Raw genomic sequence first — 22,654 nt, forward strand, 5'->3', positions numbered from 1 at the left:
TGCCACTGACAACCGGACGGCGGGCCGCCGCGGCCGGGGGTCAGGACACCGGCCGGGAGTCGCTCCACGCCAGGTCGAATTCCTCGCGGTACGTCTCGAAGAGGCAGCTCTCACCCGCTTCGCCGGGCTTGACCACCCGGCCGCCGCCCCGCAGGACGAGTACAGGGGCCTCCATACCCCGGGTGCGCCGCAGATACGTCTGGACGACGCCGACTCCGTCCGCCCCGTCGCCGTCCACCAGGTAGGCGGTGAACCGGGGGGTCTCGTCGAACACCTGGATCTCGAAGGCGCCCGGGTCCCGCAGCCGGGAGCGCACCCGGCGCATGTGCAGGATGTTCATCTCCACGGAGCGGCTCAGTTCGCCGCGCTTGAGCCCCAGCTCCCGCTCCCGGCGCTTGATGGCGCTGGAGGCGGGGTTGAGGAAGAGCAGCCGGACCCGGCAGCCGGACTCGGCGAGCCGCACCAGCCGCCGTCCGGAGAAGTTCTGCACCAGCAGGTTGAGTCCGATGCCGGTGGCGTCGAGGCGGCGGGCGCCGCCGAAGATGTCCTCCGCGGGGAACTGCCGCAGCAGCCGGACCCGGTCCGGGTGGACCGCGACCACGTCCGCGTAGCGGTCCCCCACCAGGTCCTCGACGGCGTCGACGGGCAGCCGTCCGCCGGACGGGGCGTCGGACCCGGCGCCCAGCATCTCCAGGAGGCGCGCGGAGGCGCGTTCGGCCTGGGCGAGGACGGCTTCGGAGAGGGCCCGGTTGCGGGAGACGACGTTCCGGGTGACCTCCAGCTCGTCCAGGGCCAGCTCGACGTCCCGGCGGTCGTCGAAGTACGGCTCGAAGCACGGCCAGTGCTGGACCATCAGCTCCCGCAGCTGCGGGAGGGTCAGGAAGCTGAGGACGTTGTCGTCCGCCGGGTCGAGGAGGTAGCCCTTGCGTCTGCTGACCTCGCGGACCGCCACGGCCCGCTGCACCCACTCCTGTCCGGCGGGTCCGGCGGCGGCCACGACCCAGTCGTCCCCGTGGACGGGTTCGTAGACGGGCCGCAGCACGGCGCCCACGACCGCGCGCAGCCGCTGCTCGACCAGGTTCAGCCAGATGTAGGCCCGCCCCGCGCGCTGGGCGCGGGTGCGGACCTCGGTCCACTGCTCGGGGCCCCAGTCCAGCTCGGGTCCGATCTGCGAGCCCGTGTCCAGGGGACGGGCCAGGGAGACCCCCGTGTGCGGGGCCTCCGGGGAGCCCTCCCGCTGACCGCCGTCACCCGGCGGCAGCTGCAGCCCTCCCGACACCCGCCGCACCGCCTTCCGCACCCCGTGTGACCCCCCTGGTCAACGATCAAGGAAGGGTACTCCGGGAGCGGTCGGCGGTGCAGCCGGATGGACAGGGTCGTCCGTTCCGGGGTGAACCGGGTTGACGGCTACGGCAGCGGGCCGACGTTGCCGTTGCGGTTCTTCAGGTCCGCCGGGGTGAGCGGGTTCATGGCCGTCACGTCACGCGGCACCATCGAGAAGCCCTGCCAGTGGACCGGCATGGGCTCCTGGTCCTCGTCGCGCGCGATGTGGTGGAAGCCGATGTTGACCCAGGTGATCGGGTTCTTCAGGGTCTGGCCGTTGACCCACTTGTCCACGCTCCGGGGGGAGCTGGTGGGGCAGCTGGGGTTGCCGCTGGCGTACTTCTCGCACTTCTTGTACTCGGTGAAGTACACGTCGTGCTTGGTGTACGGGCGACCGGGGAACTTGTCGCTGCGGCCCGGCACGATCTCGTAGCTGCGCGGGTGGTTGTCCTTGTTCTTGCCGGTGGTGCTGACCAGGCGCCACCAGCGCATGTTCTTGGCGTCCCCGGCCAGTTCCTTGGTGACCTTGGTGCGCTTGGTCTTGGTGGTCGGGGAGGCCCCGTTGCGGCCCGGCGTCACCGTGGAGTCGAACTGCTCGACGCGGTTGTTCGTGTTGCCGTCCAGCGCGGAGTCGACCCGCCAGAACACGTTGTGGCTGTGGCTCTCGGCCTTCGCGGCGTTGTTCTTGCCGATGGGCCAGCCCCGGTCGTCGCCGCCGTCGTAGTCGTACGGGGAGAGCATGCCGGTGGCGCCGACGTTCGAGGTGATGGTGCCGTCGGAGGAGAACCGCCACTCGGTGATGTACTCGTACCAGGCGGCCTTGTTGATCGAGTAGACCAGCAGGTCGGTGCCCTGGGCCTGCCAGACCTTGGTGCCCGTGTCGTTGGCGAGCCGGTAGGCGTGGCCGCGGGCGCGGGTGGTGGTGCACAGGCCCTTGACGTCGCCGCGCGAGGCGACCTTCACGGGACGGATGGTGCCGCCGGGGCACTCGCCGCCCTTGAGGGCCTGGAGCTCGTTGCCGAAGTTGGTGCCCGTGACGTCCTCGTACTCGGCCTGGCCGTCGTCGTAGGGGACGTGGATCTGGGCGAGGCGGGCGCTGTTGAGCACCCGGATGGGCTGGGCCTCGCCCTTGGGCTGGTAGCTGACCTTGTCGAGGACGACACCGGCCAGCGGGTCGTGGCGGAAGCACATCCGCCAGGTGGTGCCGCCGTCCAGCTTCTGCTCGACGCGGTTGGCGGCGCTGCAGTCGGCGGCCGGGGCGGCGGGCGCGGTGCGGGGTGCCTGCGGGGCGGACGCCTGGGCGGTGCCCGCCATCGTGCCGCCCACGAGCGCCGTCACGGCGAGGGCGAGTCCGGCGCCTTTCCGGGCACGCGGAAGTCTCTGGTCCTGCATGTGGGAAAACTCCTCGTCGGGAGGTGGGTCGGGGAAGGGTCAGCCGATGCGGGCGACGGTGCGCGCGCTGAGGTCGACGACGCTCCTGCGCGTGTCGAACCAGGGGCCGTCCTTGACCTTGAAGATGACGCTGAGGCAGCGGTTCTTACCGCAGTCCTTGAGGGTGCCGGGCACCTTCAGCGTGGTCTGCTTGGTGAAGATCATCCCGGTGAGCTCCGCCTGGGCGGGGTCCGTCAGCTCCTTGCCGGTGGCGTGCCGGAAGTCCTTCTTGAGGTCCGCGCCGAGCGGGTGGGCGATCAGCAGCCGCGCCGCCTCGGCCAGCTCGCCCTCGCTGGGCGGGGGCTGGGTGCCGCGCGAGACGGCGGTGTCCACCACCTCGCCGGAGTCCAGGTCCACCGTCTTGGTGACGGTGCCCTCCTGCTCGTAGTCGTAGAAGACGACCTCGGCCCGGCGGCCGGTCTGCCCCGCCGGAGCGTCCGGGTCGGGCTCCTGGAGGCTGGTGTAGAGGTGCTCCGGGCCCTTCTTCCCCTCGACGTCCCGCGCGGTGCGGCGCAGGTCGTCCGCCTCGGCGGCGCCCTCGGCGCGCTTCAGTTCGTCGTCGGTCAGCGGGTCGCTGCCGATGCCCTTCTTGCCCTCGGGGACCACCGGAGCGACCTCGCCGGGCGGCGGCGGAGTGTCCGCGCTCCCGGAGTTCCCCTTCGCCCCGTCCTGCGTGCCCTCGCCCGCGGCCCCGTCCGCCGTGACGGTGGCGTCCCCCCGGCCGGGCGCTTCGCCCTGGCTCTGGGTGGGACGGTCGGTCGCCTTGTTGTCGTCCGCGCCCGCCATTCCGGGCAGGGTGACGGCGACCATCACGGCCGTTCCCGCCACCGCTATGGCTCCACCCGCCATGACCTTCCCGACATGGCGTCTCACCAGTTGACGCACTGCTCCCCCAACTCCCCCCTGCGTGAAACCGTCAATCGAACGATCGCGGTCACCCGGTAGGACGGATCGACGTCCTAGGAGGTTGCCTTCGTTTGGGGAAGACTCTGGTACCCGAGTGGCCTCTGTGAACACGGGGGCGGGAAGGGGACCGACACCCCCATGCAGGTCTGGCCGGGACAGGCGTATCCGCTGGGTGCCGCGTACGACGGCGCCGGAACCAACTTCGCGGTCTTCTCCGAGGCCGCCCACCGCGTGGAGCTGTGCCTGCTGCACGACGACGGCTCCGAGACCAGGGTGGAGCTGCGCGAGACGGACGCGTTCGTCCGGCACGCCTATCTGCCCGGGGTGATGCCGGGTCAGCGCTACGGCTTCCGGGTCCACGGCCCGTACGCGCCGGAGCGCGGACCGCGCTGCAACCCCGCGAAACTGCTGCTGGACCCCTACGCGCGGGCCATGAGCGGCACAGTCGAGTGGGGGGAGGAGGTGTACGGGTACCCCTTCGGGTCGCCCGACCGGCGCAACGACCTCGACTCGGCGGCGCACACCATGGCCTCGGTGGTGGTCAATCCGTACTTCGACTGGGGCGACGACCGCCCGCCCCGGACGGAGTACCACCGCACCGTGGTCTACGAGGCCCATGTGAAGGGCCTGACGATGACGCACCCGGCGCTGCCGGACGAGCTGCGCGGCACCTACGCGGCGCTCGCCCATCCGGCGGTCCTGGAGCACCTGACGGAGCTGGGGGTGACCGCGCTGGAACTGATGCCGGTGCACCAGTCCGTCCACGACCACCGGCTCGTCGGGATGGGACTCGGCAACTACTGGGGTTACAACACCATCGGTTTCTTCGCCCCCCACAACGCGTACGCCTCCTGGGGCGACCGGGGGCAGCAGGTGCTGGAGTTCAAGTCGGCGGTGCGGGCCCTGCACCAGGCGGGCATCGAGGTGATCCTCGACGTGGTCTACAACCACACCGCGGAGGGCAACCACCTCGGCCCCACGCTCTCCTTCCGCGGACTGGACAACGCGTCCTACTACCGGCTCGCGGAGAACCGGCGCCACTACACGGACACCACCGGCACCGGGAACTCGCTGCTGATGCGCTCCCCGCAGGTACTGCAACTGATCATGGACTCGCTGCGCTACTGGGTCACCGAGATGCGGGTGGACGGCTTCCGCTTCGACCTCGCGGCGACCCTGGCCCGGCAGTTCCACGAGGTGGACCGGCTGTCGTCGTTCTTCGACCTGGTGCAGCAGGACCCGGTGGTGTCCCGGGCGAAGCTGATCGCCGAGCCCTGGGACCTGGGCGAGGGCGGCTACCAGGTCGGGAACTTCCCCCCGCTGTGGACCGAGTGGAACGGCAAGTACCGCGACACGGTCCGCGACCTGTGGCGCGGCGAACCCCGCAGGCTCGCGGAGTTCGCGTCCCGGCTGACCGGCTCCTCGGACCTCTACCAGGACGACGGGCGGCGCCCCCACGCCTCCGTCAACTTCGTCACCTGCCACGACGGCTTCACCCTGCGCGACCTGGTGTCGTACGACCAGAAGCACAACGAGGACAACGGCGAGGACAACCGGGACGGCGAGGACCACAACCGGTCGTGGAACTGCGGGGTGGAGGGCGAGACGGACGACCCCGGGGTGCGCGCGCTGCGGGAGCGCCAGATGCGCAACATGACGGCCACCCTGCTGCTGTCCCAGGGGGTGCCGATGCTCAGCCACGGCGACGAGTTCGCCCGCACCCAGCGCGGCAACAACAACGCCTACTGCCAGGACAACGAGGTGTCCTGGGTCCGCTGGCCCACCGGGACGGGCTCCTCCGGTGGTGCCCCCTCCGCAGGGGTCTCCTCCCGGACGGACTCCCCCGGGACGGACCCCGGCACCGGTCACTCCGGGACGGGCCCCTCTGGGACGGGCCCCTCAGGCACGGCGCCGGCACCCGACGAAGACGGCCGGGCCGGTGACGGCCACGGCGACGGCGGAGGCGGCGGGGACCGCCACGGGGAGGACGGGGACGACGCCCTCGCCCGGCGCCAGCTCGCCTTCACCCGGGCGATGGTGTGGCTGCGCCGCGACCACCCGGTCTTCCGGCGGCGGCGGTTCTTCCGGGGCCGTCCGGTGGAGGGCGGCTCCGGCGAGCTGTCGGACCTCGTGTGGTTCACCCCGGAGGGCGAGGTGATGCGCCAGCGGGACTGGGGCGCGGCGCAGGCCCGCGCGCTGAGCGTGTTCCTGAACGGGGACGCGATCTCCGAGCCCGGGCCCCGGGGCGAACGGATCCGCGACGACTCGTTCCTGCTGATGGTGAACGCCTCCGCCGAGCCGCTGGACTTCGTGGTGCCGACCGGCCACGGGCGGGGGTGGCGGCTGCTCGTCGACACGGCCCGCCCCGAGCCGGTGGCGGCGGACGGCGGAACCCCGGTGGCCGCCGGGGAGCGGATCACCCTGGTGGACCGGAGCCTGGCGGTCCTGCGGCGGCCCTCCGCCGCGCCGCCCGGGTGACCGCCCCGGCGGGCCCCGCGACAGCGCGCCGGGCGCACCGGTACCCACGAGCCCATGAGCCCCCAGCCCGTCGCGCCCCGTGAGCCCGCCCCGCCGACCGCCACCTACCGCCTCCAGCTCCAGCCCGCCTTCCCGTTCGCCGCCGCCGAGGCGGCCGTGCCCCGGCTCGCCGCGCTCGGCGTCTCCCATCTGCACCTGTCCCCCGTGCTGGAGGCGGTGCCCGGCTCCACCCACGGCTACGACGTGGTGGACCCCACCCGGGTGCGCGCCGAACTCGGCGGCGAGGACGGGCTGCGGTCGCTGGCGCGGACCGCCCGGGCCCACGGGCTCGGGCTGGTCGCGGACATCGTGCCCAACCACATGGCGGCGCTGCCCCGGCTCAACCGGCCGCTGTGGGAGACCCTGCGCGACGGCCCCGCGTCCCCGTACGCGCGCTGGTTCGACATCGACTGGGAGGCGCAGGGCGGCCGGGTGCTGCTGCCGGTGCTGGGCCGCCGGATCGGTGACGAACTCGGCGCGCTGCGGGTGGACGGGGACGTGCTGCGCTACCACGACCACGCGTTCCCGCTGCGCCCCGGCACCGGGGGACTGCCCCTGGAACGGCTGCTGGCCGCCCAGTGGTACCGGCTCGGCTGGTGGCGGCTGGCCCGCACCGAGCTGAACTACCGCCGGTTCTTCACCGTCGCGGAGCTGATCGCGGTGCGGGTGGAGGACCCCGAGGTGTTCCGGGCGACCCACGCCAAGGTGCTGGCCCTGGTGCGCGAGGGCGTCCTGGAGGGGCTGCGGGTGGACCATCCGGACGGGCTGGCCGACCCGGAGGGGTATCTGCGGCGGCTGGACGCGGGGACGGCCGGGCGCTGGACGGTCGTGGAGAAGATCCTCGCCCCCGGGGAACGGCTGCCCGCCTCGTGGCCGGTGGCGGGCACCACCGGGTACGACGCGCTGCGGACGGTGGACGGGGTGCTCACCGACCCGGACGGGGCCCGCGAGCTGCTCGACCGGCACCGGGAGTTCGTCGCCCCGGAGGCCGACCGGGGCGGCCACTGGGAGGCCACCGCGCGCCGGGCCGCCCACCGGGTGGTCACCCGGGAGCTGGCCGCCGAGGTGGCGCGGCTGACCCGGGCCTGCCACGCGCTGTGCGCCGGGGACCCGGCGCTGCGCGACCACGCGCCCTGGGCACTGCGGACCGCGCTGCGGGAGCTGCTGGTCCGGCTGCGGGTGTACCGCCCCTACGGCGCCGGGGACACCGCGCGGGTGCTGCCGGAGGAGACCGTACGGGCGGCCCGGGAAGCGTTCGCGGTGGCGGAGGAGGCGACGGCGGTGGACGCCGTGCGGTCGCTGCTGGCGGACGGCGACGGCCCGGAGCGGGAGGCGTTCCGGGCGCGGTTCGCGCAGACCGCGTCGGCGGTGCGCGCCAAGTCCGTGGAGGACTCCGCCTTCTACCGGTACACCCCGCTGCTGTCGGCCACCGAGGTGGGCGGCGCCCCGGACGCCCCCGCGCTGGACCCCGACGCCTTCCACGCGCACCACGCGCGCGTCCAGCGCGACTGGCCGCTCACCGGGACGGTGCTGTCCACCCACGACACCAAGCGCAGCGGGGACGTCCGGGCCGCCCTGGCCGCCCTCACCGAGCGTCCGGCGGCGTGGGCCGGGCTGCTGGCGGAGCTGACCGGGGACCCGGAGCGGGCCCCGGGCGGCCCGGCGCCGGACCCCCGGGTGGCGTGGGTGGCCTGGCAGTCGGCGGTGGCGCTGGGGTTCCCGGGGGAGGGCAGGCTGGCGGGGGCGGTGCTGAAGCACGTGCGCGAGGCGGGGCTGCGCACCTCGTGGACCGAGCCGGACCCGGGGTACGAGCGGGCGGTCACCGACTTCGTGACGGCGGGCCCGGGGGGCGACGCCGCGCCGGAGCGGGTGGCCGCCTTCCGGGCGGCGCTGGCGCCCCTGGTGCGGGCGAACGTGCTGGGGGCCGCGCTGCTGCACCTGACCGTGCCGGGCGTCCCGGACCTGTACCAGGGGACGGAGGAGGAGTACCTGGCGCTGGTGGACCCCGACAACCGGGGTCCGGCGCGCGGGCCGGACGGCCCGCCGCCGGAGCCGGGCGGCGGCCCGGTGGCCGGAGGGGGGCTGTCCGCCGAGAAGACGGCCCTGACGACGGTGGCGCTGCGGCTGCGACGGCGGCACCCGGAGGCGTTCGGCGCCGGGGCCTCCTACACGCCGCTGCGCGCCACGGGGCGCGCGGCCGGGCACTGGGTGGGGTTCACGCGCGCCGGAGGCGCCCAGCGGGTGCTGACGGCCGTCACCCGGCTGTCGGGGCGGCTCGCCGACGCGGGCGGCTGGGGCTCCACCACGGTGACGCTGCCCCGGGGCAGCTGGCGGGACCTGCTGGCGCCGGGCCGGGCGCACTCGGGGACGGTGCCGGTGGGGGCGCTGCTGACGGACCTGCCGGTGGCACTCCTCCAGCGCGCGGACGCCACGCCCTGACCCGCCGTCCGGCGTACGGCGCCGCCCTCCCTCCGCCCGGTCCCCGGCCTCCGTCCCGGTCTCCGGCCGTTCCCTGCCCGGTCCCGGCCGGTAGTCCCGCCCGGGTCGCCCCACCGGTCGTCGGCCCGGTCCCGTCCGGTCGTCGGCCCGGCCCCGCCTGGTGATTGACCCGCCCCCGTCCGGTCGTGGGCCCCGCCCTCCGTCCGGCCCTCGCTCCGGTCCACCGTCCGGCCCTCGCTCCGGTCCACCGCCCGGCCCTCGCCCGGTCCCGTCCAGCCTCCTTCCGGCCCTCCTCGCGGGGCCGGGTCCGGGCCCGCGCGTCCGGTCGTCCTGCGTCGAACCACGTAACCACCGCATACACCCGAAGGAGTGATTCGGCTGGTGAGCGGGCGTCATGTCCTTGACAGGCTCGCACGCGCGTGGACTACTGCGCATGCACGGCGGGAGGACCAAACGGGGGTGAGTCACCTGACGGAGCAGCGCTATCCCACGGTGGCCGAGATGGTGGCGGCGGCGTGGCGGATGACGGCCCGGCGGCCCTCGGCGGCCGCCCTGCGGAGGGTCGGCACCTCGCGAGGGGGACGGCCGATCCATCTGCTGTCGGTGGGGCGCGCCCGGCCCGCCGTCCTGGTGGTGGCGGGCGCCCACGCCAACGAGCCGACCGGCGGCGCCACGGTCCTGCGACTGGCCGAACGGGTGCTGCGCGAGCGGGCGCTGCGCACCGGTCTGTCCTGGCACTTCCTGCTCTGCGCCGACCCGGACGGCGCGGACCTGCACCGCACCCCGGCGCCGCGCACCCTGTTGGAGTACCACCGGCGCTTCTTCCGTCCGCCGGGGCACGAACAGCCGGAGTGGGCGCCGTCCCTGCTGCCGCCCGGCAGGCTGCCGCCGGAGACCCGGGCCATCAAGGCGGTCATCGACCGGACCCGGCCCTACCTCCAGGTGTCCCTGCACAGCATCGAACTCGGTGGCAGCTGGGTGCAGCTCACCCGGGACGTCCCCGGACTCGCGGAGCCGTTCGGCAAGTCCGCGGCGGAGCTGAACATCCCGGTGGACGTGGGCCCCTCGGACGCGGCGGGCTGGCCCACCTCCGGACTCGGGGTCCATGTGATGCCGCCGCCCGGCTCCCACGTGGCGTTCCCGAGCCTGCCCGACGACGCCCGCGCCAGCACCTGGCACCACGCCCACCGGTACGGCGGGCTGACCGCCGTGATCGAGGTACCGATGTGGGCGAGCGACCTGGTCGGGGACCACACCCCGCACCCCGCCGCCGCCCGGGAACTGCGCGGGCTGGCCGGGCGGCTGCGGGCCGACGCCCGGCTGGTGACGGGCTTCTTCGAGGAGACCGCGCCCCGGCTGCGCGCCCCGGACGCCCCCCTGCTGCGGGCCGCCCGCTGGGCCCTGGACCTCTCCCCCGGACTCGCCGAGGACTGGTCCCGGCCCCCGCCCCCGGACGCCTCCACCGCCTACGTGCGCAACGTCGACGCCTTCGGACGGCGGCTGCCGCTGCGGTCCGCCGCGATGCTGCTGCGCGCCCTGGAGGCCGAGGGCGACCGCGCGGCGCCCCGGCTGGAACGGCTGGTCGCCCGGTGGTGCGAGACGTTCGCGGAAGGGTTCCAGGCCCGGTGGATACCGTTGGAGCACCAGGTGGAGCACCAGGTCCGCACGGTGCTGGCGGCCGCCCGGCACGCCCGCCCCGCCGGGCCCTGAGACCGACGGCCCGTCACCTCCCGGCGCCCGGCCCCGGCCTCACCCGGCGGTGAGCCGGTACACCAGATGGCCGAAGCCGACGTGGTCCCCGTCGCGCACCACCGCCGAGCCGACGACGCGCCGCCCGTTCACGGTGGTCCCGTTGGTCGACCCCAGGTCCCGCAGCACCCACAGCCCGCTCTGGTGGAACAGCTCCGCGTGGACCCGGGACACCGTCTCGTGGTTCAGCCGCAGCCCGTTGCCCGGGTCCCGGCCTATCCGCAGCGGCTGCTTTGCCATGTGGCCCGGCAACTGGAGCTTGGGGAGCCGCTCGCCGCGCCACGCCCGGCGCATCCGCTCCCTGAACCCCGAGACGGCGGACACCCCGTCGAGCACCGCCCGCGACCAGCCCCGCTCGGAGCGCAGATCGGCGGTGAGGACGGCCAGTTCGTCGGCGTGCCGGGCGACCAGGGCGAGTTCCATCCGCCGCTGGTAGGTGTCCTGCGACAGCCGTCCCTGGGCCACGCCCTCCCGCAACGAGGTCAGCGCCCGGTCCCGGTCGGTGTCGGAGATCCGCGCGGGATGGCCCGGATGCCCGGGGAGCCCGTCGCCGCCGGTGGGCTCCGGGGAGACGGCGGGGAACGCGGGCGGGGACGGCGGGGAGGACTCGGAGGGCGGCGTCACAGGGCAGATTGTCGGACAGCGCGCCCCGGGGTGTCCACACGCCCGCCCCTCCCCCGCGACGGCCCCCGCCCGGGGCACCCGGTGCGGTGAACCGTGCGCCCGGGCGGCCGGGTTCCGGCCCGCTCCCGGCGCTGCGCGGGGCCTTCCGGGCCGTCCGTGCCCGACCATGGACGGGAACCCGGAATCCGGGACCCGGAACCCGGACCCAGAGAACACCAGAGAACCCGGAAGACCCGGGAACGAGGAGCGTCGTCCGTGCTGTTCGAGGTGTGGGCACCACAAGCCGACGAGGTCGTCCTGCACGTGGACGACGCGGTGCGCGCGCTGGCGCGGGACCCGGACCGGGCGGGCTGGTGGGCGGGCGAGGCCGACGCGGCCGACGGCACCCGGTACGGATTCCGGCTGGACGGCGGACCGGTGCTGCCCGATCCCCGCTCCCGTCGCCAGCCCGACGGCCCCGACGGGCTCAGCGCCGTCGTCGACGGGGACGCCCATGTGTGGCGGGTCCCCTGGCGCGGCCGGGGGCTGCCGGGGGCCGTGCTGTACGAGCTGCACATCGGCACGTTCACCCGCGCGGGCACCTTCGACGCGGCGGCCGAGCGGCTGGAGCACCTGGCGGACCTCGGGATCACCCATGTCGAGCTGATGCCGGTGTGCCCCTTCCCCGGACGGCACGGCTGGGGCTACGACGGCGTGGCGCCCTGGGCCGTGCACGAGCCCTACGGGGGTCCGGCGGGGCTGCGGAGGTTCGTCGACCGGGCGCACGAGCTGGGCCTCGGCGTGGTGCTCGACGTGGTCCACAACCATCTGGGCCCCTCGGGCAACCACCTCTCCGCGTTCGGCCCGTACTTCACCGACACCCACCACACCCCGTGGGGCGCGGCGGTGAACCTGGACGCGCCCGGCTCCGACGAGGTGCGGTCCTACTTCCGGGACAGCGCGCTGGCCTGGCTGCGGGACTACCGGCTGGACGGGCTGCGGCTGGACGCCGTGCACGCGCTGCGGGACACCCGCGCCTACCCGTTCCTGGAGGAGCTGTCGGCGGCCGTGGACGCCCTCGCCGGCGCGACGGGCCGCCCCCTGTTCCTCGTCGCGGAGTCCGACCTCAACGACCCCCGTCTGATCACCCCCCGGGAGCGGCACGGGCTCGGGGTGCACGCCCAGGGGAACGACGACTTCCACCACGCCCTGCACACCGCGCTCACCGGGGAGGAGCAGGGCTACTACGCGGACTTCGCGAAAGCGCCGTTCGAGGCCCTCGCCAAAACGCTGACCGGCGGCTTCTTCCACGACGGCACCTACTCGTCGTTCCGGGGCCGCCGCCACGGCCGCCCCCTGGACCGGTCCCGGGTCTCCGCGCACCGGCTGCTGGGGTACGCGCAGAACCACGACCAGATCGGCAACCGGGCGCGCGGCGACCGGCTCGCCGCGACCCTCTCCCCGGGGCTGCTGGCGGGCGCGGCGGCGCTGACCCTGACCGGCCCGTTCACCCCGATGCTGTTCATGGGCGAGGAATGGGCGGCGACGACGCCCTGGCCCTACTTCACCGACCACACCGACCCCGCGCTGGCGCGGGCCGTGCGCACCGGCAGACGGCGGGAGTTCGCGGCGCACGGCTGGGCGCCCGGGGACGTCCCCGACCCGCAGGACCCGGCGACCCGCGAGGGGGCCTGTCTGCGCTGGCCGGAGCGGACGGAGGGCGTCCACGCGCGGATGCTCGGCTGGTACCGGGAGCTGATCGCGCTGCGGCGTTCGCTGCCCGACCTCACCGACACGGACCTGACGGCGGTGCGGGTGATGTGCGACGAGGAGGCCCGCTGGATCGCGTTCCGGCGCGGGGACGTCCGGGTGGTCGTCAACGCCTCCGCCGGGGAGGTCACCGTCCCGTTCGGCACCCGCCCCGCCCGGGTGCTGGCCGCCTGGGAAGCGCTCGCCCCGCCCGGCCCGGACGGACTGCTCACCGTCCCGGGGGAGTCCTGCGCCGTGCTGCTCCAGACCTGAGCGCCCGGCCCGCCCCGGGCGGGGGCGCGTCGGGCGCCGTCACCGCGTTTCGCTCCGGGACGCGGCAGGTCTCCCCGGGAGCGCGCCCCCTCCGGCGGCGTCAGCGGTGCCGGAGGGGACGGAAGCGACGGGAGGGGCGACGCCCCGGGATCAGTCCTCGTCGCCCAGCAGCTCCAGCAGGATCGGCTCCCAGGCGCGGGCCAGCTGGGCGCGCAGCAGCGGCACCGGGCTGTCGTCGGTGCCGTGCAGCCGTTCCGCGAGGCGGATCACCGTGTCGCAGCGGGCCAGCCAGAGGCCCCGCAGGCACGCGCGGGCGCCGTAGCCCGCGAGGGTCGCCGCGCGGACCGCGGCGGGGGCCCCGACGGAGACCGCCAGTCCGCCGATGTCCTCGGCGGGGTCCCCCACCCCGGCGTCCGTCCAGTCGAGGACGCCGCAGACCCGGCCGTCCCCGGTGACCCTCAGGTGCTCCCCCTTGAGGTCGGCGTGGGTCAGCGTCTCGCCCGGGTGGGGGGCGAGCTGCGCGACGGCGTGGGGGGTCAGTCGGGCGAGCCCCGCCACGTCGAACTCCCGGTCGGGGACGAGCAGCCACGCCGCGTGCCGGGCGTCCGCCCGCAGCTTGTCCAGGGAGCGCGGCGGGACCCTCGGCACCCCCAGGGCCAGCGCGTCCCGCGCGGACGTCTCCCGCAGTCCGGACAGCAGGGCCGCGAGGTCCGACTCCCCCGCCGCCGACACGGGGGCGTCCTCCCCGGAGGCACCGGGCAGCCGCTGGTCGAGCGTGTAGGCGAGGGAGCCGTTCCAGAGGCCGGAGGCGACGCTGACGGGGACCGGCACGGTCAGCTGACGGCGGATCAGCTCGCGTAGCCGCAGTTCGCGCCGGAGCCGCAGGGAGGCGTCGCGGTCGGGTGCCAGGCGCAGCACGTGCCGGGCCCCCGCCCACCAGCCGAAGAACTCGCCGCCCTCGTCGACGGGACGGACCCGGGGGCCGTCCGAAGCGGCGCCGTCCGGGGCGGTGGGGGCGCCTTCGAGGGCGGCGCGGACCAGGCGCCGCGCCTCCTCGTCGGTGGGACGCGGGGGGCGGCCCGGCGGCGGGGCGTGGGGTGGTCGGCCGCCGGGGGCGGTCTCGGGGTCGGGGGACGTCCGGTCGTCGGGGAACGCTTCGGGGCCGGGAGGCGGGGCTGAGTCGACGCTTCTCCGGTCATCAGTGGGAGGTCGCTGCATCTCTCGTTTCCAGGGCCGGTCCATGGCGCGGATCAGTGCACGATGGCCATCTCGCGCGCGCTGTCGTTGAGTCGGCGACCGCCGTCCTCGGTGACGGTCACGATGTCCTCGATCCTGACGCCGAATCGGCCCGGAAGGTAGATGCCCGGCTCGACGGAGAAGCACATCCCGGGCACCAGGGGACGCTCCTCCCCCTCGATCATGTACGGCGGCTCATGGGTGGTGACGCCGATCCCATGCCCCGTACGGTGGATGAAGTACTCGCCGTACCCGGCGTCCGTGATGACCGCGCGGGCCGCCCGGTCGACCTCCTGGCAGGCGATCCCGGGGCGCACCGCCCGGAACCCGGCCTCCTGCGCGGCGCGGACGGTGTCGTGGACGGCCCGTTCGGTGGCGTCCGGTTCGCCGACGTGGACGGTGCGCGAGGTGTCGGAGCCGTAGCCGTGCAGCAGACCGCCGAAGTCGAGGACGACCATGTCCCCCTCGGCGATGACCCGGTCGCCCGCCTCGTGGTGCGGGTCGGCCCCGTTGGGACCGGAGCCGACCACGGTGAAGTCCACCTGCTCGTGGCCGAAGCCCCGGAGCAGGTCCGCCAGGTCCCCCGCCACGTCGGTCTCCCGGCGTCCGGCGAAGGCGACCTTCTTGATCTCCTCGTAGGTCGCGTCGGCGGCGGCCCCGGCGGCCTCCAGCCGGGCGAGTTCGGCCGCGTCCTTGACCCCGCGCAGCATCGGCAGCGCGGTCGTGAGCGCCGTGTAGGCGGTGTCGGGCAGGGCGTTCTGGAGGCCGAGCAGATGCATGGCCCAGGCGTTGTCGCTGATCCCATAGCGGCCCCGGGGCCCGAGCAGCGGGGCGGTGGCGCCGTAGGGGTCCTGGCCGTCGGTCCAGTCGCGCAGGGTGAGGGCGGCGGCGCCGGGGGCCCTGGCCGCGTCCGGGGCCTCCAGGGTGGGGACCACCAGGACGGGATCGCGGCCGGGGACGAGGACGAGCACGGTGAGGCGTTCGGTGAGCGCGGTGGGCCGGTACCCGGTGAGCCAGACGAGGTCGGGCCCGGGGGCGACGAGGAGGCCGTCGAGGCCCGCGTCGGCGGCGTCCCGCGCGGCCCGGGCCATGCGCGCCGCGTAGTCGTCCGCCGTGAACGGCTCGAAGGTGCTGCTGGCCATCGGCGTCTCCCGTCGTCCGGGGTCCGCTCGGCGGGAGGGCCCCGCGCGCGGACCGGCCCCGGACAGCATCCTGCCCGCGCGAGGCGGTCGGCGCGACCGGGTTCCCGGACCCCGCCCGTGTCCGTCACGGGGCCGTGCCCGCCTCCGGGCGTGGCCATCGCCGGGCGAGGCGATGGCCGTCTCCGCCGGGTCCCGTCCCCGCGCCGGACGGTCACCGTCCCGGTCCCCGGGGGCCGTCTCCCGGCCCCGGGGGCCGTCTCCGGGCCGGGCGTGGGCACGCGCGCCGTGGGCGGAGCGGGGCACGGCGCGACCCGGGGGCCGGGTCGTCGTGCCCCCGGGGCCTACCCGGTCCGTTCCGGGCCGTACCGGCCGTGGGGCGGGGTAGCGGGGCTCACCCCACGACAGCCGTCCCCCGGGCGGACAGCGGGGCCGGGCGCGCGGGCAGTACGGCCCGGACCGGGGATCGGGTCGGCGTCCACCCGGACGGCGGCTTCGGCAGGCCCGCCCCGTGGGAGAGGTGGACGGTGGCGTACCGGCGGCACTCCCGGTGCCAGGTCAGCACGCCCGCGAGCCAGTTCTCCAGGTCCGTGACGTACTCCGCGAGTGCCTCCCGCGTCCGGTCGTCGAGGCCGAGGTCGTCGTAGAGGACGGGCAGTTCGTGGGCGTTCACGTGCTGGAACTGGCGGAGCCGTCCGTTCATCAGGTCGTGGACGACGCGGACGGCGTCCGGGTAGCCGCAGCCGAAGAAGTTCCGTACGACGAGGACCAGGTTGTGCACCTCGCCCTCGTACTCGATCTCCTTCTGGTACGAGAACACGTCGTTGACCAGCATGGCGTAGTCGATCGCGGCGTTCTGGAGGGAACGCATCGGACCGCTCTCGTAGACCTCCCGCGGAATCGTTTTCCCCCGGGTGATCCGCGACAAGCTCATGGTCAGGTCCGAGCCGAACGTCGCCCGGCGCATCTCCAGGTAGTCGACCGGGTCGGGGACGCGGCGCTGCTCCTGGTTGCCCAGCTCCCACAGCCAGGAGTCGAGCATCACCCCGACCGCGTCGCGGAACCTCACCCGGTCGTCCCGGCCCATCGGACCGGCCGTCCGCGCCCACAGGTCGGCCAGCCCGCGTTCCAGCGCGTTCACCGGGACGACCTCCCCGGCCCCCGCGTCAGCGGTCGGAACCGTGGTCGGCGCCGGTACCGGCCGGGGGGTGACGGCGGAGCGCCAGGACGGGCCGCCGGGGAGTCCCGGGGCCACGGGGAGCGGGGCGGGGGCGACGGGTACGGGGGCCGGGAAGGGCCCGTCGAGCGGCATGAGGGCCTTCAGCCGCTCGGTGAGGAGCCGCGCCCCCACCAGGTCGTGGGCGGGGCCGAACACCCGGGGGTACCAGTCGTCCCCGTAGGTGCCCCACGCCAGCCAGGCCGCGCTGAGGTCGATGGCCTCCCGGGTGCCCGTGGGGTCGATCGCGGCGGAGCACAGGGCCAGGTCGTACCGTCTGAGGGCGGCCTCGTCCCACACCCCCTCCCCGGTGACGCCGACGGCGTGGCACCAGTCCACGACGGTCTCCCGGGCCGCCGCCAGGTGCGGGCTGGGCGTCGTCCGGTAGGGCAGCTCGAAGTCCGGCAGGACCGGCGTGCCCACCCGGTGGGGGACGTGGACGTGGGCGCGCAGCCGCTCGGCGCCCAGCGCGGCCAGCAGTTCCCCGACCCGCGCCGCCGCGGTCCCCGGGCCGGTCGGCCCGTCGAGCGGCCCGCGCGCGGACACCGCGCCCTCGTTCATGTAACGGCTGGAGCGCAGATGCCACTCGTGGCCGCCAGACTGCCAGTCCTGGAGGCCCTTCACGTAGGCGGCCACGGCGGCGCACTCCACGGGGTCGAGCCCCTTCTCCGCGCAGACCGCCGGGGTCTCGGTGAGCGCGGTGTGCTCGAACTGGTGGAGACGCGAGGTCAGGACGTCGTTGACCATCCCGGCGGCCTCCTGGGTGGTGCAGCCGAAGAACGTCTCCAGGACGAGGACCCCGTTGCTCAGCTCGCCCTCCTCCTCGACCTCCCGCTGGTAGGAGAACAGGTCGTTGCGCAGGTGCACCCCGTCGGAGAACGTCTCCATGAGGACCCGCAGCGGACGGGTGGCCGCCACCCCGGCGGGCACCTCGGCGGCGGCGTACTCGACGAGCCCGGCGGACCAGGGCGCGCCGCCCACCTTGCGCCGCATCTCGATGTACTCGACGGGGTTGGCGACGCGCCCCTCGTTGATGTTGGACAGCTCCCAGAGGGACTCGTTGAGCAGGTTCCGGGTGCTCTCCGCGAACCGTTCGCGCCAGTCGCGGGACATCGACGGCACGGTGCGGGCCCACAGGTCGGCGAGGCCCGCCTCGACCGGGTTCACCGGGTCGGGCACCGGGGCCGCCGGGTCCATCGGCATGAACAGCGGCAGCCGGTCCAGGTACGCCTTGCCGCCCGCCCGGTCCTGGGTGCGCTTGAACGCCTCCAGGAAGTGGTCGTCGAAGAAGAACACCCAGACGTACCAGTCGGTGATCAGCGACAGGGCGGGGCCGTCGCAGTCGGGGTGGGTGTAGGAGCACAGCAGGGCGTAGTCATGGGCTTCGAGGTCCCGGAGCTCCCAGATGCCGGACCCCTCCAGCATCCCCATCCCCCGGGCCCACTCACGGGTGTGGGCCCGGGCCTCCTCCAGATGGGGATTCAGACGGGCCCGGTACGGCATGTAGAACGTCGGCAGCTGAAACGGCTGGGTCATGGCCCCCGCACTACCCCGCCCCCACCGGACCATCCACGACTCATCCCATGATCACTCCATAGCGTGAAACGACGAGCGGACGGACGTCGAACACCCAGGTCGGGGGCGGCTCGACGGTCGGACATCCGCACTCCGTACGGACTTGCGTACGAATACCGGGGTGCCGTCCGGAGCACGGTCCCGTCGGCCGATCGGACACCGTCCCCGTACGGCGTCCCCGTACGGGCGCCACCGGCTCGCCGGGCGCGCGGGGCCGGGTGAGCATGGGGCGACCGCCCTCCCCCGGCGCACCGGGAGGCGACAGGAGGAACCCGTCGATGACCGGCACCGAGGCCGCCGCCCCCTCCGGCCCGCCGGACGGCGTCCCGGGCGGTCCGGGCACCCCGGGCTCCCCCGGTGGCCCCGGCGGCCCCGGCGGCCCTGACGGCCCTGACGGCCCGGCGGACGACGGGACGGGCGCGGGAAGCGGCGGCCGGTTCCGCTCCTGGCTGCTGGAGGGGCTCAGCACCCACACCGCCGAGTACCGGGGTCCGCACGCGGCGCCCCGCCCGGAACGCGCGGGCCAGCCGTGGTGGCGGGTGATGTGCCTGACCGGGGTGGACTACTTCTCGACGCTCGGCTACCAGCCGGGCATCGCGGCCCTCGCCGCGGGGCTGCTGTCCCCCGTCGCCACCCTCGTGCTCATCGCGCTGACCCTGTGCGGGGCGCTGCCGGTGTACCGGAGGGTGGCCCGGGAGAGCCCGCACGGCGAGGGCTCCATCGCCATGCTGGAACGGCTGCTGCCGTGGTGGCAGGGGAAGGTGTTCGTCCTGGTCCTGCTGGGGTTCGCGGCCACCGACTTCATGATCACGATCACCCTGTCGGCGGCGGACGCGGCGGCGCACGTCGTGGAGAACCCCTTCGCCCCGTCCTGGCTGCGGGACGCCAACACGGGCATCACTCTCGTCCTCGTCGGCGCGCTGGGGGCGGTGTTCCTCAAGGGGTTCAAGGAGGCGATCGGGGTCGCGGTCGTCCTGGTGGGCGTCTACCTGGCGCTCAACGTGGTGGTCGTGGGCACCTCCGTGGCACTGGTCCTGGAGGAACCGGCCCTCGTCGGCGACTGGACGTCCGCGCTCTCCGCCGAGCACTCCTCGCCGCTGGCGATGATCGGCATCGCCCTGCTGGTGTTCCCCAGGCTCGCCCTGGGGATGTCCGGCTTCGAGACCGGGGTGGCGGTGATGCCCCAGGTGCGCGGGGACGCCACCGACACCGAGGAGCGTCCCCTGGGGCGGATCCGCGACACCCGCAGACTGCTCACCACCGCCGCGCTGATCATGAGCTGCTTCCTGCTGCTGTCGAGCCTGGCGACGACCCTGCTGATCCCCCAGGAGGAGTTCCGGGCGGGCGGCCCCGCCAACGGCCGCGCGCTCGCCTATCTGGCGCACGAGCACCTGGGAGCGGCCTTCGGCACCGTCTACGACGTGTCCACCATCGCGATCCTGTGGTTCGCGGGCGCGTCCGCCCTGGCCGGGCTGCTGAACCTGGTGCCGCGTTTCCTGCCCCGGTACGGGATGGCCCCGGAGTGGACCCGGGCGGTCCGTCCGCTGGTGCTGCTGTTCATGGCCGTCGCCGTGCTGATCACCCTGTACTTCGGGGCCAGCGTGGACGCGCAGAGCGGGGCCTACGCCACCGGCGTCCTGGTGCTGATGCTGTCGGCGGCCTTCGCCTCCACGGTCGCCACCCACCGCGCGGGCGACCGCCGGGCGTCGGTCCTCTTCGGGGTGATCACGGCGGTGTTCGCGTACACCCTGGTCGCCAATGTGATCGAACGGCCCGACGGCATCAAGATCGCCTCGCTGTTCATCGTGGTCATCCTGGTGACCTCGTTCGCCTCCCGGATCCACCGCGCCTTCGAGCTGCGCACCTCGGGGGTCGTCTTCGACGCGGCGGCGCTGCGACTGGTCGACGAGGCCGCCGCGACGGGACCGCTGCGGCTGATCGCCCATGACCCCCGGCGGCACGGCACCGCCCGCTACCGCGCCAAGGAGCGCGTCCAGCGGGAGGAGGCGGGGCTGCCCGGTGACCGTCCGGTGCTGTTCCTGGAGGTCTCCGTCCGGGACTCCTCCGACTTCACCGAGGAGGTCACCGTCCACGGGGACCACGAGCACGGCGTCCGGCGGCTGCGGGTGCGCGCCGCCGCCGTCCCCAACTCCGTCGCCGCGGTGCTGCTGGCCCTGCGGGACCGCACGGGACGGGTGCCGCACGTCTACTTCGACTGGACCGAGGGGCACCCGGTGCCCCAGCTGCTGGCCTTCCTGGTCTTCGGGGTCGGCGAGGTGGCCCCGGTGACCCGGGAGGTGCTGCGGCGCGCGGAGCCGGACCCCCGGCGGCGGCCCCGGGTCCACGTGGGCTGACGGTCCCCGTGGGCCCCGACGGCGGGCGACGGGAACGGGCCACGGGAGGCGGGACGGGTCGCCGTACGCCGGGGAGTGCCCTCGGCCCGGAGCCCGGAGGCCGGGACCCGGGCGAACGGAAACGGGGCGGGGGCGCCCGGTCCGGGCGCCCCCGCCCCGTCGCTCGGCCCACCCCGGGAATCAGCCCTCTTCGGGCGTCAGCCGCAGCGAGACGCTGTTGATGCAGTACCGCTGGTCGGTGGGGGTGGCGTAGCCCTCCCCCGCGAACACGTGCCCCAGGTGGGACCCGCAGCGGGCACACCGGACCTCGGTCCGCGTCATGCCGTGCGAGCGGTCCTCCAGGAGCTCGACCGCGTCGCTGTCCCTCGGGTCGTAGAAGGAGGGCCAGCCGCAGTGCGAGTCGAACTTGGTCTCCGAGGTGAACAGCTCGGCGCCGCAGGCGCGGCACGCGTAGACGCCCCGGGTCTTGGTGTCCGTGTACTCACCGGTGAAGGCGGGTTCCGTACCGGCCTGGCGCAGCACCGCGTACTCCGCCGGGTTCAGCTCGGCGCGCCACTGTTCGTCCGGCTTCTCGATGTCGTACGCCATGGTTCGTTCCTCACTTCCGTCGGCCGGGCCCGGGCGGACCCGGCGCCCGGGCGGCGCGGTCCGTCCGGCTATCCGGCGAGTCGGTCCAGGACGCGCGGGCCGAGGTCCGTGACGTCGCCCGCGCCCATGGTGAGAACGAGGTCACCGGGGGCGGCCATTCCCGCGATCACCTCGGGGGCGGTCTCCTTGTCGTGCGCGGCCCGCACCTCGGCCCCGGCGGCCCGCGCGGCGTCCACGATCAGCGCGCTGGTGACGCCGGGCACCGGGTCCTCCCGGGCGGGGTAGATGTCCAGCACCACGGAGGCGTCGGCGAGGGCCAGGGCCTCGCCCATCTCCTTGCCCAGCTCCTGGGTGCGGGAGAACAGGTGCGGCTGGAACAGCACCAGGATGCGGCCGTCCCCGACGGCGGAGCGCATGGCCTCCAGGTCGGCGGTCATCTCGGTGGGGTGGTGGGCGTAGGAGTCCACGACCTGGACGCCGCCGCGCTCCCCCTTGAGCTGGAGGCGCCGCTTGACGCCCGTGTAGGACCCGATCGCCGTCGCGAGGTCGTCGGCCGGGACGCCCAGGGCGACGCCCGCGGCGAGCGCGGCGACGGCGTTGAGCGCGTAGTGGCGGCCCGGCACCGAGACGCCGAAGGTCAGCTCACGGCCGTCGAGGAGGACGGTGACCTCGCTCCTGAGCCCCTGGGCGACCACCGACAGGACCCGTACGTCGGCGTCCGCCGACTCGCCGTAGGTGACCACGCGCACGCCCTCGACCCGCCGGGTCAGCTCGCGGGCGCCCTCCTGGTCGGCGGAGACGACCAGGGTGCCGCCGGGCACGATCCGGGCGGCGAAGGTCTCGAAGGACTCGTGGATCTCGTCCATCGACGCGTAGTTGGCGTGGTGGTCGAGTTCCACGTTGAGGACGATGGCGACCTCGGGGGCGTACTTGTGGAAGCTGCGGTCGCTCTCGTCGGCCTCGGCGACGAAGATGGCGCCCGCGCCGTGCGTCGCGTTGGAGCCGGGCGCGTCCAGGTCGCCGCCGATGGCGTAGGACGGGTCGAGGCCCAGCGTGGTCAGGGCGACCGCCAGCATGGAGGTGGTGGTGGTCTTGCCGTGGGTGCCCGCGACGGCGAGCGGACGCAGGTCCGTCATGAGGGCGGCGAGCGCGTCGGAACGGTGGACCACGGGGACGCCGAGGGCGGCGGCCCGGGCCAGCTCGGGGTTGTCGGAGCGAATGGCCGAGGAGACGACGACGCAGCTGGCGTCGTCGGCGAGGTGCTCGGCCGCGTGCCCGATGTGGACGGTGACGCCCAGCGCCCGCAGCGCCTCGGCGGTCGCGGACTCCTTGGCGTCGCTCCCGGCGACCTTCGCCCCGCGCTGGGCGAGGATCTTGGCGATGCCCGACATCCCGGCGCCGCCGACGCCGATGAAGTGCGGTCGGTCCATGGCGGGGGGAAGGCCGGGTGCCATCTGTGTCTCTCCCTGTGCTGGGGTGGCGCTCCGCGCGCCGTCGCTCGTCACTGGACGCCCCCGCGCGCGTGCCGCGGTCCGTGTGCGGTCCGTGCCCGGGGT

At 74.7% G+C, this 22,654-nt stretch carries 14 protein-coding genes; 5 read left to right on the forward strand and 9 right to left on the reverse strand.

Translation table 11 applies throughout. From position 1 onward, the window contains the following. Positions 1–40 precede the first annotated feature (40 nt). The 3 genes from ACVWNX_RS06115 to ACVWNX_RS06125 all read right to left on the reverse strand — a co-directional run bounded on the left by ACVWNX_RS06115 (position 41) and on the right by ACVWNX_RS06125 (position 3,603). Positions 41–1,279 carry an SAV2148 family HEPN domain-containing protein gene (locus ACVWNX_RS06115; protein ID WP_454412848.1) on the reverse strand — a complete coding sequence of 413 codons (1,239 nt, stop codon included), beginning with the start codon at positions 1,277–1,279 and terminating at the stop codon, positions 41–43. A 128-nt stretch (positions 1,280–1,407) separates the two neighbouring features. Next, a complete protein-coding gene (locus tag ACVWNX_RS06120) occupies positions 1,408–2,715 on the reverse strand; it encodes a copper amine oxidase (protein WP_454412849.1) in 1,308 nt (435 codons plus the stop codon). A gap of 39 nt (positions 2,716–2,754) precedes the next feature. Next, positions 2,755–3,603: a Tat pathway signal sequence domain protein gene (locus ACVWNX_RS06125; protein WP_454412850.1), complete on the reverse strand. Its 849-nt coding sequence runs from the start codon at positions 3,601–3,603 to the stop codon at positions 2,755–2,757. A gap of 195 nt (positions 3,604–3,798) precedes the next feature. Between ACVWNX_RS06125 and glgX the strand changes: the two genes are divergently transcribed. The 3 genes from glgX to ACVWNX_RS06140 all read left to right on the forward strand — a co-directional run bounded on the left by glgX (position 3,799) and on the right by ACVWNX_RS06140 (position 10,326). Then, the gene (gene glgX / locus ACVWNX_RS06130) at positions 3,799–6,138 is read left to right on the forward strand and encodes a glycogen debranching protein GlgX (protein WP_454412851.1); all 2,340 of its coding nucleotides are present in this window, start codon (positions 3,799–3,801) and stop codon (positions 6,136–6,138) included. Positions 6,139–6,192: 54 nt separating this feature from the next. After that, positions 6,193–8,616 carry a malto-oligosyltrehalose synthase gene (gene treY, locus ACVWNX_RS06135; protein ID WP_454412852.1) on the forward strand — a complete coding sequence of 808 codons (2,424 nt, stop codon included), beginning with the start codon at positions 6,193–6,195 and terminating at the stop codon, positions 8,614–8,616. Positions 8,617–9,075: 459 nt separating this feature from the next. Then, positions 9,076–10,326, forward strand: a complete 1,251-nt coding sequence (locus tag ACVWNX_RS06140; protein WP_454412853.1) for a M14 family zinc carboxypeptidase — start codon at positions 9,076–9,078, stop codon at positions 10,324–10,326. 39 nt (positions 10,327–10,365) lie between these two features. On the opposite strand, the gene ACVWNX_RS06145 is transcribed toward ACVWNX_RS06140, so the two are convergent. Further along, positions 10,366–10,878, reverse strand: a complete 513-nt coding sequence (locus tag ACVWNX_RS06145; RefSeq protein WP_454414649.1) for a DUF1707 and FHA domain-containing protein — start codon at positions 10,876–10,878, stop codon at positions 10,366–10,368. A gap of 366 nt (positions 10,879–11,244) precedes the next feature. Here ACVWNX_RS06145 and treZ point away from each other — a divergent pair, with 366 nt between their 5' ends. Next, positions 11,245–12,990, forward strand: coding sequence for a malto-oligosyltrehalose trehalohydrolase (treZ, locus tag ACVWNX_RS06150; RefSeq protein ID WP_454412854.1), 1,746 nt, complete (start codon positions 11,245–11,247; stop codon positions 12,988–12,990). Positions 12,991–13,140: 150 nt separating this feature from the next. On the opposite strand, the gene ACVWNX_RS06155 is transcribed toward treZ, so the two are convergent. From ACVWNX_RS06155 to ACVWNX_RS06165, 3 genes are all read right to left on the reverse strand, one after another. Then, complete coding sequence (locus tag ACVWNX_RS06155; RefSeq protein WP_454412855.1) at positions 13,141–14,208, reverse strand: aminoglycoside phosphotransferase family protein; 1,068 nt, start codon at positions 14,206–14,208, stop codon at positions 13,141–13,143. 32 nt (positions 14,209–14,240) lie between these two features. After that, complete coding sequence (locus ACVWNX_RS06160; protein ID WP_454412856.1) at positions 14,241–15,368, reverse strand: M24 family metallopeptidase; 1,128 nt, start codon at positions 15,366–15,368, stop codon at positions 14,241–14,243. A gap of 391 nt (positions 15,369–15,759) precedes the next feature. Next, entirely contained in the window at positions 15,760–18,117 is a 2,358-nt protein-coding gene (locus ACVWNX_RS06165) for a terpene synthase family protein (RefSeq protein WP_454412857.1), read from the reverse strand. Positions 18,118–18,434: 317 nt separating this feature from the next. Between ACVWNX_RS06165 and ACVWNX_RS06170 the strand changes: the two genes are divergently transcribed. Then, positions 18,435–20,510: an APC family permease gene (locus ACVWNX_RS06170; RefSeq protein ID WP_454412858.1), complete on the forward strand. Its 2,076-nt coding sequence runs from the start codon at positions 18,435–18,437 to the stop codon at positions 20,508–20,510. A gap of 180 nt (positions 20,511–20,690) precedes the next feature. Here the strand turns inward: ACVWNX_RS06170 and msrB are convergent, their stop codons facing one another. Next, a complete protein-coding gene (msrB, locus tag ACVWNX_RS06175; RefSeq protein ID WP_454412859.1) occupies positions 20,691–21,098 on the reverse strand; it encodes a peptide-methionine (R)-S-oxide reductase MsrB in 408 nt (135 codons plus the stop codon). 68 nt (positions 21,099–21,166) lie between these two features. Continuing rightward, complete coding sequence (gene murC, locus ACVWNX_RS06180) at positions 21,167–22,552, reverse strand: UDP-N-acetylmuramate--L-alanine ligase (protein ID WP_454412860.1); 1,386 nt, start codon at positions 22,550–22,552, stop codon at positions 21,167–21,169. Between the last annotated feature and the right edge of the window lie 102 nt (positions 22,553–22,654).

The sequence above is a fragment of the Streptomyces sp. JNUCC 64 genome (assembly GCF_054484115.1).